Annotated in this window: 13 protein-coding genes; 10 read left to right on the top strand and 3 right to left on the bottom strand. The window is 59.2% G+C overall.

What is annotated here, in order from left to right; translation table 11 throughout:
• The first annotated feature begins 11 nt into the window (after positions 1-11).
• Positions 12-2,015 (top strand): CocE/NonD family hydrolase, encoded by a 2,004-nt coding sequence (locus AC1DUP_RS04815; protein WP_477832212.1) that lies wholly within the window; start codon positions 12-14, stop codon positions 2,013-2,015.
• A 3-nt stretch (positions 2,016-2,018) separates the two neighbouring features.
• Here the strand turns inward: AC1DUP_RS04815 and AC1DUP_RS04810 are convergent, their stop codons facing one another.
• Positions 2,019-2,933 (bottom strand): alpha/beta hydrolase, encoded by a 915-nt coding sequence (locus AC1DUP_RS04810; RefSeq protein ID WP_113298814.1) that lies wholly within the window; start codon positions 2,931-2,933, stop codon positions 2,019-2,021.
• 422 nt (positions 2,934-3,355) lie between these two features.
• Here AC1DUP_RS04810 and betC point away from each other — a divergent pair, with 422 nt between their 5' ends.
• Positions 3,356-4,870 (top strand): choline-sulfatase, encoded by a 1,515-nt coding sequence (betC, locus tag AC1DUP_RS04805; RefSeq protein WP_477832211.1) that lies wholly within the window; start codon positions 3,356-3,358, stop codon positions 4,868-4,870.
• A gap of 15 nt (positions 4,871-4,885) precedes the next feature.
• A complete protein-coding gene (locus AC1DUP_RS04800; protein ID WP_162747164.1) occupies positions 4,886-5,050 on the top strand; it encodes a hypothetical protein in 165 nt (54 codons plus the stop codon).
• A 183-nt stretch (positions 5,051-5,233) separates the two neighbouring features.
• Here the strand turns inward: AC1DUP_RS04800 and AC1DUP_RS04795 are convergent, their stop codons facing one another.
• Positions 5,234-7,024: an ABC transporter ATP-binding protein gene (locus AC1DUP_RS04795; RefSeq protein WP_477832210.1), complete on the bottom strand. Its 1,791-nt coding sequence runs from the start codon at positions 7,022-7,024 to the stop codon at positions 5,234-5,236.
• A gap of 475 nt (positions 7,025-7,499) precedes the next feature.
• Here AC1DUP_RS04795 and AC1DUP_RS04790 point away from each other — a divergent pair, with 475 nt between their 5' ends.
• The 7 genes from AC1DUP_RS04790 (at position 7,500) to AC1DUP_RS04760 (ending at position 14,308) form a co-directional block, all read left to right on the top strand.
• A complete protein-coding gene (locus AC1DUP_RS04790) occupies positions 7,500-8,801 on the top strand; it encodes a GGDEF domain-containing protein (protein ID WP_477832209.1) in 1,302 nt (433 codons plus the stop codon).
• Positions 8,802-8,993: 192 nt separating this feature from the next.
• Positions 8,994-9,383: a GFA family protein gene (locus tag AC1DUP_RS04785; protein ID WP_115037797.1), complete on the top strand. Its 390-nt coding sequence runs from the start codon at positions 8,994-8,996 to the stop codon at positions 9,381-9,383.
• A 400-nt stretch (positions 9,384-9,783) separates the two neighbouring features.
• A complete protein-coding gene (locus AC1DUP_RS04780) occupies positions 9,784-10,428 on the top strand; it encodes a lysophospholipid acyltransferase family protein (RefSeq protein ID WP_477832208.1) in 645 nt (214 codons plus the stop codon).
• Positions 10,425-11,372: a phosphatidate cytidylyltransferase gene (locus AC1DUP_RS04775; RefSeq protein WP_477832207.1), complete on the top strand. Its 948-nt coding sequence runs from the start codon at positions 10,425-10,427 to the stop codon at positions 11,370-11,372. Before AC1DUP_RS04780 ends, AC1DUP_RS04775 begins: the two co-directional genes overlap by 4 nt.
• Complete coding sequence (locus AC1DUP_RS04770) at positions 11,372-11,767, top strand: hypothetical protein (protein ID WP_477832206.1); 396 nt, start codon at positions 11,372-11,374, stop codon at positions 11,765-11,767. The genes AC1DUP_RS04775 and AC1DUP_RS04770 overlap by 1 nt, the downstream gene beginning before the upstream one ends.
• Complete coding sequence (locus AC1DUP_RS04765; RefSeq protein WP_477832205.1) at positions 11,764-12,405, top strand: CDP-alcohol phosphatidyltransferase family protein; 642 nt, start codon at positions 11,764-11,766, stop codon at positions 12,403-12,405. The genes AC1DUP_RS04770 and AC1DUP_RS04765 overlap by 4 nt, the downstream gene beginning before the upstream one ends.
• A 307-nt stretch (positions 12,406-12,712) precedes the next feature.
• On the top strand, positions 12,713-14,308 hold the full coding sequence (locus AC1DUP_RS04760; RefSeq protein WP_477832204.1) for a serine hydrolase domain-containing protein: 1,596 nt from the start codon (positions 12,713-12,715) through the stop codon (positions 14,306-14,308).
• 176 nt (positions 14,309-14,484) lie between these two features.
• Here the strand turns inward: AC1DUP_RS04760 and AC1DUP_RS04755 are convergent, their stop codons facing one another.
• Complete coding sequence (locus AC1DUP_RS04755; RefSeq protein WP_477832276.1) at positions 14,485-15,192, bottom strand: response regulator transcription factor; 708 nt, start codon at positions 15,190-15,192, stop codon at positions 14,485-14,487.
• Positions 15,193-15,419: the final 227 nt, after the last annotated feature.

The raw sequence follows: 15,419 nt of genomic DNA, 5'->3' as shown, positions 1-15,419 counted from the left end.
CGGGGAGAACCATGAGCCAACGCTCCTTCACGACGATCGAGAACCAGTGGATCACACTTGAGGACGGAACGCGCCTTGCCGCGCGCATCTGGATGCCGGATGGAGCAGACGCCGATCCGGTGCCGGCCGTCTTCGAATTCTTGCCTTATCGCAAGCGCGATGGCACGAGCCTGCGCGATGAATCGACCTATCCGGTCTTTGCCGCCGCAGGTATTGCCGGAGTGCGCGTCGATATCCGCGGCTCGGGCGAATCCGAGGGGGTGATCGACGGCGAATATACCGAGCTTGAGCTTGCCAATGCCTGCGAACTGATCGCCTGGATCGCCGCCCAGCCGTGGTGCAACGGGTCGGTCGGCATGATGGGCATTTCCTGGGGCGGTTTCAACAGCCTGCAGGTCGCAGCGCTTCGTCCCCCGGCTCTGAAGGCCGTCATTTCGATCGCCTCGACCGTCGACCGCTATAATGACGACATCCATTACAAGAACGGCTGTCACCTTTCTGCGCAACTCTCCTGGGCCGCGACCATGCTCGGCTACCAGTCCCGCCCGCCAGATCCTGCCGTCGTCGGCGATCGCTGGAAGGACATGTGGCTGGAACGCCTCAGGGAGGAGCCCTTCTTCATGGAGGAGTGGCTCACCCACCAGCGGCGCGACGCTTTCTGGCAGCACGGTTCGATTTGCGAAGATTTTTCGAGTGTCCGGATCCCGGCACTTGTGATTGCCGGTTGGGCCGACGGCTATCGCAATACGCCATTGATGGCGATCGAGGGGTTGGGGACCGATGCGAAAGCGTTGATTGGCCCTTGGGTGCACAAGTATCCGCATTTCGCCTGGCCGAAGCCGCGCGCGGACTTCCACGGCGAGGCGATCGCCTGGTGGAACCGCTGGCTTCGCGGCGAGGAAAACGGTGCGGAGAAGACGCCGCAGCTTCGCGCCTATGTCCTCGATGCCGTACGGCCTGCACTACGCCGCGATGCCGACCCAGGTTTTTGGATCGCGAAGGATGCATGGCATGCACCCAGGATGCATTCACTGCACGTCGGACCGTCAGGCAGGCTCGAGGAAGGTGTGGCGGACCCGCAGGCATTGTCGAATGACGTCTATCTGCGTTCGCCGCTCGATACCGGAACCGCCTCCGGGGAATATTTCACGCTGAAACCGGATGCCGAAATGGCGATGGATCAACGTGGGGATGATGCCGGCTCGCTGGTTTTCGAAACCGCACCGCTTTCTGACGATCAGGACTATCTTGGCCGGCCCGTCCTCACTCTTGCGCTGCGTTGCGAGGGCGAAAACGCCAATATCTGCGCACGGCTTGTGGACGTGCATCCTGACGGTACGGCAACGCGTGTTGCATTCGGTGTCCTCAATCTTGCCCATCGCAATGGCAATGCCGAACCGGAGCCCATGGAGCGCGGGAAACAGACGACAGTGCGGCTGCTTCTGGATGCCTTCGGCTATCGGTTTCGTGCGGGTCACCGCATCCGCCTTTCGCTTTCGACGGCCTATTGGCCAATGATCCTGCCACCGCCGACCGATCCGGGACTTGTCATCGACACCGCTTCGGTCGAGTTCGCCCTGCCGCTTCTGGGCGACCATCAGCTTTTTGCCGTGAAGGAACCGGAAAATCCCGATCCGCTGCCGAAATATATCGAGCATGCGCCGGGAGAGACGAGAAGGCGGGTCACGCACGAACTGTCGGCCAACCGGACCGAATACGCTATTCGCGAGGATACCGGCCTCTTCGAGCATCCCGACACCGGGCTCAGCACGCGCCAGCTGCGAGACGAGATTTGGTCGATTGCATCAGACGACACGCTCTCGATGACGGGGCGGTCCACCTGGACCTGCGACATGCAGCGCCCCGGCTGGGCCGTCACCACGGTCGCCACCGCCTCGATCGGCTGCACGGCAACACACTGGATCATCGCGGCCACCGTCACTGCCTATGAAGGTGGTTTAAAAGTCTTCGAGAAGGACTTTGGCGAAAGGCAGATAGCCCGCGACCTGATGTAGCCCTCAGCGCGAGGCAAATAGCCGTACTGCCTCGCGCACCGCCCGGAATCCCTCCCGGGCGCCCTCACTCATGTGACGGGCACGCAACCAGGCGTGCACCATCTGCGGCTCCTCCCGAAACCAGACCTCGATGCCTGCGGCCGCAAGCCGGGCAGCATAGGTGCGGCCGTCATCTCTCAGGGGATCGAAGTGAGCAACGGTGATGAAGGCGGGCGCAAGTCCGTTGATCGAGGCTGCGTGAAGCGGCTCGGCCACCGGGTCACGCGGCGGAGCTTCTACGACGTCACGGTAATAAGCGACGTCGGCCGTGGTCAGGCCCGGCGCATTCGCCATCTCGACATAGGAACCCGTTTGCAGGTCGCCACCCAGCGCGGGGTAGATCAGCACCTGGCCGGCGACGCCGGGCAGATCCTCTTGCAAAGCCCGTACGGCCAGCCCCGCCGCGAGATTGGCGCCTGCGCTGTCACCGATCAGGACGACCTTGGCGCCGGTAGACGACAGAAGGTGTTTCAACACGAGGAAGCAATCCTCGCTCTGCGCCGGCCAGCGGTATTCGGGTGCCAGTCGGTAATCGACGGAAACGAGTTCGGCGCCAGCAAAATCTGCGATTTCAGCACAGATCGAGTGATGGCTTTCGAGCGAGCCGACAACGAAGCCGCCACCGTGAAGATAAAGGAGAACGGTTGATGTCGTGATTGTCCGCGGCCGATACCGGCGGATCGGTATACGCAGCACCATGCCATCGGCATAGACCAGCCCCTGCGGCAGAAGGTGGTCAAACCGCGCGCAGAGCGCATCGTACCATTGCCGTTGCTGCTGGATCGATGCTTCGACCGCGTCCGGCGGATAAAAGCCTTCGCAAATCTCCAGAAACTCCAGAATACCCTCTTCGGTGGGCATCGGTCGGGCGGTCGACATGAAGATCCTTCCACGTGCTCGCAAGATGCTGTCGAGGCGGCGGCCAGCCAATACCTCATCATGCACGCGCTCCGCCACGACACCTGTCTTGCCGCGACCCTTGGTGTCGCCGGCAAGTCTGTCGCTGGAAAACAGACCCGCGCGCTTGTCCGGAACAACCGATGTCGGCGAGGCGATAGTGCGCAGTCACTCGGTCGGCTATCGTTAAAGTGCCAATTGCGACCCACGCCGCCGAGAGGATCACTCATGCGACGACCAGTGCCGTTTCTGAAGAGGATAATGGATCTGATTGGCGCTAGCCGAAGCAGACCGGCACCCGCCGCCTACAAGCAGTTCCGTCAGGCGGTCGTCGACCGGTAGCGGATGCATCCGTAGGCCTTTCCCCCTTAAAGCCAACGAACACAAGCAACAGCGATTACATCATGGCGCGTCCCAATATTCTCATCATCATGGTCGATCAGCTCAACGGCACGCTGTTTCCGGACGGGCCGGCCGACTTCCTGCATGCGCCGCATCTCAAGGCACTCGCGGCACGTTCGGTCCGCTTTGCCAATAGCTATACGGCAAGCCCTCTTTGTGCTCCGGCGCGCGCCTCCTTCATGTCGGGCCAGCTGCCGAGCCGAACGCGTGTCTACGACAACGCGGCTGAATTTGCCTCCGACATTCCGACTTATGCGCATCATCTCAGATCCGCCGGCTATCACACCAGCCTGTCGGGCAAGATGCATTTCGTTGGCCCCGACCAGCTGCACGGCTTCGAGGAACGCCTGACGACCGATATCTACCCGGCAGATTTCGGCTGGACGCCCGATTACCGCAAGCCTGGAGAGCGTATCGACTGGTGGTATCATAATCTCGGCTCGGTCACCGGCGCTGGCGTTGCGGAAATCACCAACCAGTTGGAATATGACGACGAGGTCGCCTACAACGCCAGCCGAAAGCTCTACGACCTGTCGCGCCGCCAAGACGAGCGTCCCTGGTGCCTGACCGTCAGCTTCACCCATCCTCACGATCCCTATGTGGCCAGGCGCAAATTCTGGGATCTCTACGAGGACTGCCCGGCTCTCGACCCAACGGTTTCGGCACTGCCGTTCGACGAGATGGATCCGCATTCGAAACGCTTGCTCGAGGCCTGCGACAACGGGGCCTTCGATATCACCGCCGAACAGGTCCGGCGGGCGAGGCGCGGTTACTTCGCCAATATCTCCTATGTCGACGAGAAGGTCGGAGAAATCCTCGACGTGCTGGAGCGCACGCGGATGCGCGACAATACCGTCATCCTGTTCGTCTCTGACCACGGCGACATGCTGGGCGAGCGCGGACTGTGGTTCAAGATGTGCTTCTTCGACGGCTCCGCGCGTGTGCCGCTGATGATTTCGGCGCCCGGCTGGCAGCCCGCCTTGGTCGATCAGGCGGTTTCGACGCTCGACGTCACGCCGACTCTTGCCGGTCTTGCCGGTCTTGATATCTCGGCGATTGCGAAATGGACGGATGGCGAAGATCTGGCACAACTGGTGAACGGCGCGAGCGCCCGCGGTCCGGTTTTGATGGAATATGCAGCCGAAGGATCGATTGCACCGCTTGTGGGAATTCGCGACGGGCGCTTCAAACTCACGGTCTGCGAGAAGGATCCGCCTTTGCTATACGATCTTCAGGCCGATCCGCACGAACTGGTCGATCTAGCCGGCGATCCGGCCTATGCGCAGACGCTGGAAGCGCTTCTCAGTCAAGTAAAGCTACGCTGGGACCTTGCAGGTTTCGATGCGGCGGTTCGAGAAAGCCAGGCGCGTCGCTGGGTCGTCTATCCCGCGTTGCGGCAGGGGTCTTACTATCCCTGGGACTATCAACCGCTACAGAAAGCCGCCGAGCGATACATGCGCAATCATATGGACCTCAACGTGCTGGAGGAGAACCAGCGTTTTCCTCGGGGCGAATGACGGTCGAAGAGGCGCGTGGCCGACCTGAAGGACATGTTCGAGCGTGATGTGTCGCTCGTCGCTGACATCCTCATTCGTCTGGCAACTGAACGCAGACACGGCTTACTCTCTGAAGACCATTCGGCGGCCGAACAACGTTTCCACCCGTCTGCCCGGTATCGGCCGAGCGGTCGGGCATGATGACCCGCGGATCCCGCAAATGCGTTTGGACACATTGGAGGACCAAATCATATCGGGGGTAGATGCGTCATGAGCACCTCACCCCCCCGGAAAACTCCAGCCTTCGCCGGTCCAGAAACCTGGAGCGGCTCAAAAAGGGCCTGGGCTCCAATCGCCTCCGGATGAAAGTTCAGTGGTGGGTCATCAAGCCACCAGACCCTTGGTCAACTCCAGCGCCTGCCGCTCGAACAACCGGCGATAGATGCCTTCCTTAAGCCGGATCAGCGCTTGATGGTCGCCCTCTTCAACAATCTTCCCTTTGTCGAAGACCAGCAGCCGGTCCAGCGCCCGCACCGTGGACAGCCGATGCGCGATCACCAGCGTCGTGCGGCCGTCCATCAGGCGTTCCATGGCCTGCTGAATCTGCACTTCGCTCTCGCTGTCGAGGCTCGACGTCGCCTCGTCCAGGATAAGCACCGGCGCATTAGCCAGGAAGGCACGGGCAATGGCGACACGCTGCCGCTCGCCGCCTGACAACTTGACGCCGCGTTCCCCCACCATCGTCTCATAACCCTTGGGAAGGTTCATAATGAAGTCGTGCGCACTGGCCTGTTTCGCCGCGTACTCGATCTCGCGGCGCGAGGCGGCCGGTCGACCATAGGCGATGTTTTCCGCCAGCGTGCGGTGAAACAGGATGGGTTCCTGCTGCACGATGGCGATCTGGCCGCGCAGGCTTGATTGCTTGACCCCTGCGATATCCTGTCCGTCGATGCGGATCGAGCCCGACGTCACGTCGTGGAGGCGCTGGATGAGCTTGACGAATGTCGTCTTGCCCGAGCCCGAATGCCCCACCAGGCCCACGCGCTCGCCCGGCTTGATGGTGACCGAAAAGTCCTCATAAAGCGGGGTGGGATGCGCGCCATATTGGAAGGTGACGCGATCGAAGACAATCTCGCCCTCGCCAATCTTGATAGACGTGGCGTGCGGCTTGTCCTCGATGCCCAGCGGCATCTTGTCGAGCAGTACCAGTTCTTCCATGTCGTTGACGGCACGTTGCAGATTGCGGATGTCCTGGCCTACATTGCGCAGATAGCCTTGCAGAACGAAGAACATTGCCAGCACGAATGTGATGTCGCCAGCCGTCGCCAGCCCCTGCTGCCACATGATCAGGCCCGTGCCCAGAATACCTGCCTGCATGGAAACCATCATGAAGCCCTGGATCGTGCCGCTCGATGTGCCGCGCTTCCAGGTCCGTCGCGTGCGGCTGTCCCATTTGGCCAGCACGTGGCGCAAGCGGGCCTCTTCGCGGCTTTCAGCGCCGAAGGCTTTGACCACCGCGTTGCAGCTTATGGCATCCGCCAGCGCACCACCCAGCTTGGTGTCCCAGGCATTGGCAAGCCTCGCCGCCGGTGACACGAAGCCCATTGAAAGCGCCACGGTCACGCCGATATAAATCAGCGACCCCGCCCCAACGATCAGACCCATGATCGGCCAGTAACTGCCCAGCACGATACTGGCGCCCACGAGCATGACGATGGACGGCAACAGGGCTACCAGCAGCAGGTCGTTGAGCGAGTCGAGCGCCCACATGCCGCGGGTGATCTTGCGCACAGTCGATCCGGCAAAGCTATTGGCGTGCCAGTCGGTCGAGAACCGCTGCACCTTGTGGAAGCCGTTATTGACCACATCCGCCATGATGCGCAGTGTCAGCCGGATGATGCCATTGAAAATGAACCAACGCAGTACCACACTGGTCAGGCCCAGAACGACGACGATGACAAAGGCGCGGAACGCACTATCAGCTGCATTGCTGCCGGCAATGGCATCGACGATCCTGCCGGAAAACACCGGCACCATGACTTCGGCCAACGTACTGGCAATCACCAGCACAATGATGATGCCGACCAATGCCGGCCGATTGCTCCAATGATGAAAAACAAAGCCGAGCACGTGGCGATAGGCATCGGCGCGGAAATCGAGCTTCTTGCGAGTCATTTTAACCAGCCCGGCCCCGTGTTTCGGCAACCGGTCCTCAAAATCGAGAGTTAGATGGCACAGCCCGAACGGGAGACGAAATGATCCCGTCRGATCAATCGGGCTATGAAGGAAGAGAAAACCGCATGTCGCGCCCTCGAGGCGGGCCGCGAATGGAAATGGCCTAGTGTCGGGACATCCCACTCGGGAAGGTTTCGATGATTGCTGGTGTCATGCAACGCCTCCCTTATGTTCGATCTAAAGCGGTGAGCGTTTTGTACCGAACCAATTCGCCATTGCCAACCGGTTTTTTACAACCTTATCGAAAGTGATGCGAAAACGACACAATTTGGCTGGCGGACTGGCGAGAGCGCGTCACCCGATCTGATACAGGTTTGCAGATCGTGAGGAGACTTCTTTAGACGACGGACGCCCTCCTGCCGGCCGAAGGCGCACGTCGCCTTGTCGGCGGTCACCTCCTCCCTAGATCTGCGATATGGACGCGGCGCAAACAACAGTCGATGGCAGATCGGTCGGAGCAGCCCCACGCAAGCCTCTGCAAAGGCTGAACGCAACCGTTGTGCAGGAAGTCGAGCGCCAATTGGGTGGGCGCACGCGTGATATCCACCTCGATGGTGAGCTAGCTTATCTTTTTCGCGAGCGCTCCTGGCCGCAGGCTTCAAAAATCATCCGCGCATGGATGGTCTGGGTTATCGTGCTCGATGTCCTGACCTTGAGCCTCAACGCCGTCCTGCTTTCGATCGAGACTGTTGAGCCAATGCTGCTTCCAGCATCTATCCTTCCCCCCGCTGCGATCGTCACGGCGATAGCTTTTCGAAAGCCGCTGTCCCCGTGGCAACAGGGCGCTTTCCTTATTTCTGGGGTTTTCCTGATTCTACTGTCCGTGGCGTTGGTAGGCGTCAACACTGGTGGCGAGTTTTATGAACGGCACCTCACGATCATGCTGTTTGTGGCCGTCACCGCCATCGTTATATTCCCTGTCCCATTAAGCTGGAGCATCACGATTGGTGCCTACGCCTTGGGCATCTACCTCGTGTTTCAGCTGCGAAATCCGAACATCGGCGTGGGTAGTGCAATTGCGGGAACACTGTTTTTCACAAGCGGCGTGGCTGCAACCGTGGTGGCGCGCCGCACAGCAACAATCCTTGCCCAGAAGACTTTCCTGCTCGAGCTGCGGGATCGAAATCGCCTCGCGGACCTGACTGATGCAAATGCCCGCCTCGAACTGCTTGCGCGAACAGATCCGTTGACAGGTGTCGCGAACAGACGTTCGATGATGGACGCGCTGCAGCGTTGCTGGAACGACGATCATAGCCCAAACAACGGTGTCGCGATGCTGATGTGCGATATCGACGACTTCAAGAAGCTCAACGATAATCTCGGTCATTCCGAGGGCGACCGCTGCCTGGTCAAGGTTGCCGGCATTATTCAGAGCAGCATGAGAGATGAGCGGGATCAGGTCGCTCGCTACGGAGGTGAGGAATTTCTTGTTCTTCTTCCAGGCGCCTATGAAGAGGCTGCCAGGGCAGTCGCTGAGACAATCCGAGGACGTGTGGAAGCTGCCTCTCTTCCGAATCCGACATCTCACGTCATCCCTTATATCACCGTGAGCATTGGAGTAGCGACAGCGACGCGAGACGGTGCCGGGGCGTCGGCGGAAGACCTTCAACGCCAGGCTGACGCGGCTCTCTACCTTGCCAAGAAAAGAGGAAGGAACTGCGTTGTTTCCTACGGGGCCGAAGCAGAGCAAGCCTTGAAATTAGCTGATGGTCCTTAGCGTGTCATAGATGGACAGCCCGGCGAGACAACTCGAGTGATCTGCTTCCGCCGCAAAGTCGACGTGGACCAAGGCAGGGCCTGATCTGCACACGGACGGTACCTCAAAGGCGTCTTTAAGCATTCGCATCGAGCGCCAAGTGAACCTTCCTTCGGCGAAATCGGTTCTATTAATTACAGACGGAAAACGACGATGGAGGAAACCATGGCTCGTCATGGCGGCTGCCTGTGTGGCGCGGTTCGATATCAGGTGGCGGGAGAGCCATATCGCATCGGTCTTTGCCACTGCGCTGATTGTCGGAAAGAAAGCGGATCGTCCTTCACATCCTTCGCCCACTGGTCACGCGACGCATTCTTATTTTCCGGCCACATCGAGACCTACAAGGGGCGCAGCTTCTGCCCTCGATGCGGCAGCAGGCTGTTCTGCCTGAACGATAACGACGTCGAGATACGCTTGGGCTCCCTTGACGCTGCGCCTGCCCGACTCTTTCCGGAAATTGAGGTCTGGACGAAGAGGCGCGAACCTTGGCTGCAGCCGCTAAACGGGACAACTCAGCATGTCGAAGACACGCCTCCGGAGTAGAGCGACTGTTCCCGGCTCGGCAGAGCTTGGATTGGTCTCACCGTTCGAGAGCTGCGATGGCATGTGGAATGTCGTCAAAGCACTCTTGACGGTCATGTCGCCCCTTATCGCAGACTGGGTGCTCAAACGCAGTTTGGTCTCAGTTGAATATCCAGTGATAAATGAGTTTCAACAACCAATCGCGCAATTTACGGTCGTTTCATCAGTTCATGATTATGTACACGACGCCTCGGGTCTGAGCAGCGGCAACTGAGTGGCCTTCTCGATCTCCACCGGCTTCGGCCGGAGCCCGACGACCCGACTACTCCTTTCGGTTGAAAACCTGCAAAGCTCCTTCCTTCCGCCGATGACGATGCTAGAGTTTCGACTAGTGATCCGGCTAACATCGACAGAGTGGTGAATGAAGGCATTGCTTACAAAAGCCGCGGCGACGGTCATCGTACTGTTCGCCCGCGCGGTCACGGCGGTCCGCGCCGTGTGGCCCGAGGGAGGGCTGCCTTCCCGCCCCTGCGTTTATTATGCCAACCACTCCAGTCACGGCGATTTCGTTCTGGTCTGGACGGTATTGCCGCCAAGACTGCGTCATCGGGCTCGTCCGGTGGCAGGGGCCGAATATTGGCTGAAATCCTGGCTCAATCGCTTCATCGGCAGCGATGTCTTCAATGCGGTGCTGATCGCGAGGGATCGGGACAAGCGGACGGAAGATCCCGTTACGCAGATGGCCTCGGCCATCGATGACGGTTCGTCCCTCATTCTCTTCCCTGAGGGCACGCGAAACCAGTCCGATGCCCGGCTCCTTCCGTTCAAAAGCGGCATTTTCCATCTGGCCGTGGCGCGCCCTGATGTCGATCTAGTGCCGGTCTGGATCAGCAATCTGAACCGCGTCATGCCAAAGGGTGAGATCGTTCCGATACCGCTGATCTGCACAGTGACCTTCGGCAGCGCTTTGCAGATCGCGCCGGGCGAAGACAAGGATGTTTTTCTCGAACGGATGCAGGCCGCTCTCCTGGCGCTGTCTCCGAACATTGTAGGCGGTGGGGAATGAGTGGCGCGAATTCCGATCTTATGACGCTCGTAGCCGGGATCTTCGGCGTGCTCATCGTTGCGTCAGTCATCGGTTACATATTGCAGCAACGCCTCTCGCCGAACGGTTCGAACGCAGCTGTCGAAAACCTCAACGCGCGGATCAAGGCCTGGTGGGTCATGGTCATCCTGATCGGCATCGCTTTCATAGCGGGCCGTATCGGCGTCTTGATCCTGTTTGGCTTCTGTTCATTCGCAGCACTTCGCGAATTCGTAACCCTCATCAATACAAGAAGGGCGGATCATTGGGCGCTTGCTGCAGCCTTCTTCATCGTCGTTCCAATCCAGTATTTTCTGCTCTGGGCTGAACAATACGGCATCTTTTCGATCTTCATCCCGGTCTATGCCTTCCTGCTGATGCCGATCATCTCGGTATTGAGAGGCGACACGGAGCGTTTTCTCGTTCGCATCGCGGAGGTACAGTGGGCCCTGATGATCTGTGTCTTCTGCGCTTCCCATGTACCTGCACTGCTGACCTTGAAGATACCGGGATATGAGGGGCGCAATGTGCTGCTGATCGCCTTTCTGGTCATCGTCGTCCAGCTTAGCGATGTCCTGCAATATGTCTGGGGCAAACTGTTCGGACGCACGAAGATTGCGCCAAGACTGTCGCCATCGAAAACAGTCGAGGGCTTTGTCGGTGGGATCATAAGCGCGACGCTGATTGGGACAGGCCTTTGGTGGATTACACCATTTGCCCCGCTTCAGGCGGGGCTGCTCGCCTTGGTCATCACCCTGATGGGCTTCTTCGGTGGCCTGGTCATGTCGGCGATCAAACGCGACCGCGGTGTCAAGGACTGGGGCAATCTCATCGAGGGCCATGGCGGATTGATCGACAGACTGGATTCCGTCGTCTTCTCGGCACCCATCTTCTTCCATCTTACCCGTTACTGGTGGTCGCTCTGATGCCTGTTGTCCTGCAACGTCTGTTGCGCAGCGGTGTGGTACACGTCCTGTTCGCTTTTCTGGCGATGGGCAGCTGGGCCGTCTTCGCCAATCGCGTTCATACCATGCCAGCGCCGCTCTATGCCGGTCTTGTGCAGGGGACGATATCCGCCTGCCTGACGCTTTTCCTGAAATCGGTGATCGACTGGCTTTCCAGCCGCTTCAGCGGTTCAACACGATTTTGGGCGCCACCGCTGATCGCCTGCCTTGGCTCGGCCGGCATTCTCGTGACGATCCATGCGGCAAGCGGCACCCCCGAGATACTTAGGACCATCACGCTGCCGCTGCTAGTGTCGACGACCTATGCCGCAATCTACAACTATTCGATCTCCACAAGACGAGGTTTCGACACATGATGGAGACAGGAGACAGGAGACCTCTGGCGAGCCGCAATACCCGCTGGGCGGGCGCGATTGCCAGATGGATGGCCGCGCGGGCCATCACGCCGAACCAGATTTCGCAAGCCAGCATGCTGGCGGCAGCAATCGCCGGCGGCGCTTTCTATCTGGCGGGACAGACAACAGACCTGCCACGTGCCTGCTACCTGCTGCTGGCCGTTCTATTCTGCCAGGCACGCCTCCTTTGCAATCTTTTCGACGGCATGGTCGCCGTCGAAGGCGGAAAGGGAGAGGCTGACGGTCCATTCTGGAACGAGTTTCCGGATCGCATCGCCGATCTGATGATATTCGCCGGCGTTGGATATGGAATCGGCATGCCGGGACTGGGCTGGGCGGCCGGCGCCTTCGCCGTGTTGACAGCCTATGTCCGCGAACTCGGTCGCGCCACCGGCAATCCCAGCGACTTCTCTGGCCCGATGGCAAAGCAGCATCGGATGGCGGCGGTCACGGCGGCGGGATTGGTATCCCTTCCTGAGCCATTGTGGGGCGGGCAGAACCAGATCCTGGCGATAGGACTCTGGATAATAATGCTGGGAGCAGTCCTTACAACGATCCGCCGCTCGAAGACTTTGGTCACGCGCCTCAAGCTTCGTTGACGAAGCAGTCATAGGGATCTCGGCGTCGCCGGTCTCGACAGTCGTCAGGCGCCTTCCGGTTCTCTCATTGCCAGGCCTGACCAGAGCGCGCAGATCGGAGCGAAGGCCGAGGACGGTATCGTCGTTGACATAAGCGCGAGAGCGCAGCCAAAGCGGCCGGTATCCATGTCAGCCAGCTCTTCCGCTAGCGCAAGGGCCGCCGTCCCGGAAGATTCCTCTCTCAGTCCGCAGCTTTTCATTTTCCGCGCCTTGCAATTGCGTCAGCTCTCCGCTTCCTTGCTGTACGAAAATGTTTTGGGAGGCACGGATGAGGGAAGCCGAACGCGTCGATCAACTGTTCGAGGCCTGGAACAATCAAGAGTCGCCCGGCTGCGCGGTTGCGGTCATACGCGATGGCGATGCTGTCTATAAGCGCGGCTTCGGCATGGCCAATCTGGCCCATGGCATCGCGATCGGGCCGTCCACTGTCTTTCATTCGGCATCCGTCTCCAAACAGTTCGCGGCATTTTCAATCCTGCTGCTGTCAGCCGAAGGAAAACTGTCGCTTGATGATGCCGTGCGGAAATACGTGCCCGACCTGCCTGATTTCGGCGCGCCGATCACCCTGCGACATCTGCTCCACCATACCAGCGGCATCCGCGATCATTGGGAATTGCTGGCCCTCGCAGGCTGGCGTTACTCCAAGGACTTGATCACCGACGACGACATCCTTGCCGTCGTCTCCCGCCAGCAGGATCTGAATTTCCAGCCGGGCGACGAACATCTCTATTGCAACACGGGTTATGCCTTACTGGCGCAAGTCGTGAAGACGGTCAGCGGCCAGTCCCTACGTGCCTTTACCTCGGCCCGGATTTTCGAACCCCTCGGGATGCGCAATACGTTCTTTCGCGACAACTATGCCGAGGTCGTCAGGAATGTCGCCGACGGTTATGTGGAGACGGAATCCGGGGTGGAGATCTCGAACACCAATTTCGACACGGTAGGCGCGACCAGCCTGCTGACGACAGTCGAAGATCTCGCGCTTTGGGACGAAAATTTTTACCATCGGCGCGTAGGAGGGCCAGACGTCATCACAAAGATGCTCGAACGCGGACGGCTGAACGATGGCAGTGAAATCGGCTATGCCGCGGGCCTCGGCATCGGTACCTATCGCGGCATAACGATCGTCGAACATACCGGCGGCGATGCCGGCTTCCGCTCCGATCTCATCCGTTTTCCCGAGCAGCATTTCTCCGTGGCGATCCTCGCCAATTTCGGGTCGATCGTGCCCAGCGCCCTCGTCCGACGGATCGCCGATATCTACCTCGCGGATGTGTTGCAGCCGGTACCGGAACCTGCGCCGAGCAGGTTTCCACAGCCCGACGCGGATGCATTGGAACTGCTCACCGGCTATTACGCCGAGGCGCGGCTAGCCGGCCGGGTCGCCCGCCTCGCGACGCATGATGGGAAGTTGCTGGGCGGCTACGACATCGAGTATGATGGCTATGCCCTTGAAGCAGTGGATGATCGTCGCTTCCGTTTCAGCGATTTCCCAAACAGTGAGATCGAGCTGGAGCAACAAGAAGGTCAGCCGGCGACCGAGCTAACGTCCTATGTCGACGGCAAGCGCGGCTACCAATACCGGCGATTGCCTGCATATACGCCTTCACCAATGGAGCTTGCCGATCTGGCCGGCTCCTATCGTCCGGTCGAAAACGACATGCCCTATGAAGTGAAGGTCAGGGAGGCGGGCCTGGTGTTCAGATCTTTGAAGTCCCGAGAAATCTCGCTGACTGCGGTCGCTCCGGATCATTTTCTCGGTGATGGCGACCGGTTCACCTTCACCCGCGACGGAGACGGCCGGGTCACCGGCGTGCTGATGAACAGCGGTCGCGTCCGCAATTTCCGCTTCGAACGGCTTTGATCCGCTCGCTTGTGGCACACAACCGTTCAGTTTGAACTTTTCGGGCGTCGCAGGATCGGCTTCCGCCTTGGAAGGACGTGAACCAACGACCCCGTCGTCCGAATGTGCCAAGGCGCGTGAAAAGCAAAATTTGTGGTGATTTCGTTTGGTTCGTAAGGTCTTCGCTTCGCCGCCGCCTAACTCGGCCAGGCGTCATGACCGCCGGCGGCTCTTTGACCTAAGCGGGCAACAACTTCAGTGCGGTTCTGCGCCTGCAACTTGCGCATTATGTGTTGCAAATGCATCTTCACCGTATGTCCCGATAAATTCAGTTTTCCGGCAATCACCTTGTTTGAGCAGCCGGATTGCAACTCTGCGAGGACATCCGCTTCCCGGGGAGTGAAATCGGCAATCGCCAGATGCTGCATCCTGTCATCCAAGCTTTTTTCGGCCTCGCTTCTGGCCGGACCATGCTCGTTTGAGCCGTTTGTGCCAGCTCCCAACAGCTGCGGGAAGAATGTTCCTCCTGCCAGAACGAGACGAAGACCGGCAAGGGCAATGTCAATCGGCAGTGAAGTCGAGAAAAAGCCGCGGATACCCATCTTGAGCGCCTGACGGGCTATGTCGACGTCGTCGGTACCTGAGAGCAACGTGATAGAAGCCTCGGGAAAACGTGCAGCAATTGCCGCGAGGTCATCCCGCAGGCTGGTGCTCTCAACACCTCTGCCGGCGAGATCTAGTGCAATCAAGCGCACCTCAGCTCCAAGAGCTCGGTCGAGGCTCTCGGTCGAGACCAGATCGATAAAACTCCAACCGGCGAGTTCACGCTCGAGAAGCTTCACCACGGTGGTGCGCGCCAGTGTAGAATGCTCAATAACGATCACAGTTGGTGCATTGCGCCCCATACGGCGCTTAGGTTTAACACTGTCGGACACTTGCGTGCTCCCCGGAATATTTGCAACCCAACAGTTTTGGATAATATTCCTGTTCTCGCTTCATGTCATGATAAAAAGCGAGTGTATTTTCGATATCAATAGTCTGATCTCTCATGATAATTCTTATAGTCTATAAAGCTTCATCGAGAGATAAATGGGCTTGCAGAGCATGTTGAAAAGCTTATTTCGAGGATCTG

The sequence above is a fragment of the Rhizobium sp. 01L419 genome (assembly GCF_056400025.1).
Note: the sequence above shows the minus strand (reverse complement) of the source record. Positions and strands in the feature narration are given on the sequence as shown.

Bases quoted from the DNA above. Each gene is read 5' to 3' on its own strand.
- AC1DUP_RS04815 (WP_477832212.1), top strand. From the start codon at position 12: ATGAGCCAACGCTCCTTCACGACGATCGAGAACCAGTGGATCACACTT.
- betC (WP_477832211.1), top strand. From the start codon at position 3,356: ATGGCGCGTCCCAATATTCTCATCATCATGGTCGATCAGCTCAACGGC.
- AC1DUP_RS04770 (WP_477832206.1), top strand. From the start codon at position 11,372: ATGCCTGTTGTCCTGCAACGTCTGTTGCGCAGCGGTGTGGTACACGTC.
- AC1DUP_RS04790 (WP_477832209.1), top strand. From the start codon at position 7,500: ATGGACGCGGCGCAAACAACAGTCGATGGCAGATCGGTCGGAGCAGCC.
- AC1DUP_RS04760 (WP_477832204.1), top strand. From the start codon at position 12,713: ATGAGGGAAGCCGAACGCGTCGATCAACTGTTCGAGGCCTGGAACAAT.
- AC1DUP_RS04780 (WP_477832208.1), top strand. From the start codon at position 9,784: ATGAAGGCATTGCTTACAAAAGCCGCGGCGACGGTCATCGTACTGTTC.
- AC1DUP_RS04775 (WP_477832207.1), top strand. From the start codon at position 10,425: ATGAGTGGCGCGAATTCCGATCTTATGACGCTCGTAGCCGGGATCTTC.
- AC1DUP_RS04785 (WP_115037797.1), top strand. From the start codon at position 8,994: ATGGAGGAAACCATGGCTCGTCATGGCGGCTGCCTGTGTGGCGCGGTT.
- AC1DUP_RS04755 (WP_477832276.1), bottom strand. From the start codon at position 15,192: ATGGGGCGCAATGCACCAACTGTGATCGTTATTGAGCATTCTACACTG.
- AC1DUP_RS04810 (WP_113298814.1), bottom strand. From the start codon at position 2,933: ATGTCGACCGCCCGACCGATGCCCACCGAAGAGGGTATTCTGGAGTTT.
- AC1DUP_RS04765 (WP_477832205.1), top strand. From the start codon at position 11,764: ATGATGGAGACAGGAGACAGGAGACCTCTGGCGAGCCGCAATACCCGC.
- AC1DUP_RS04795 (WP_477832210.1), bottom strand. From the start codon at position 7,024: ATGACTCGCAAGAAGCTCGATTTCCGCGCCGATGCCTATCGCCACGTG.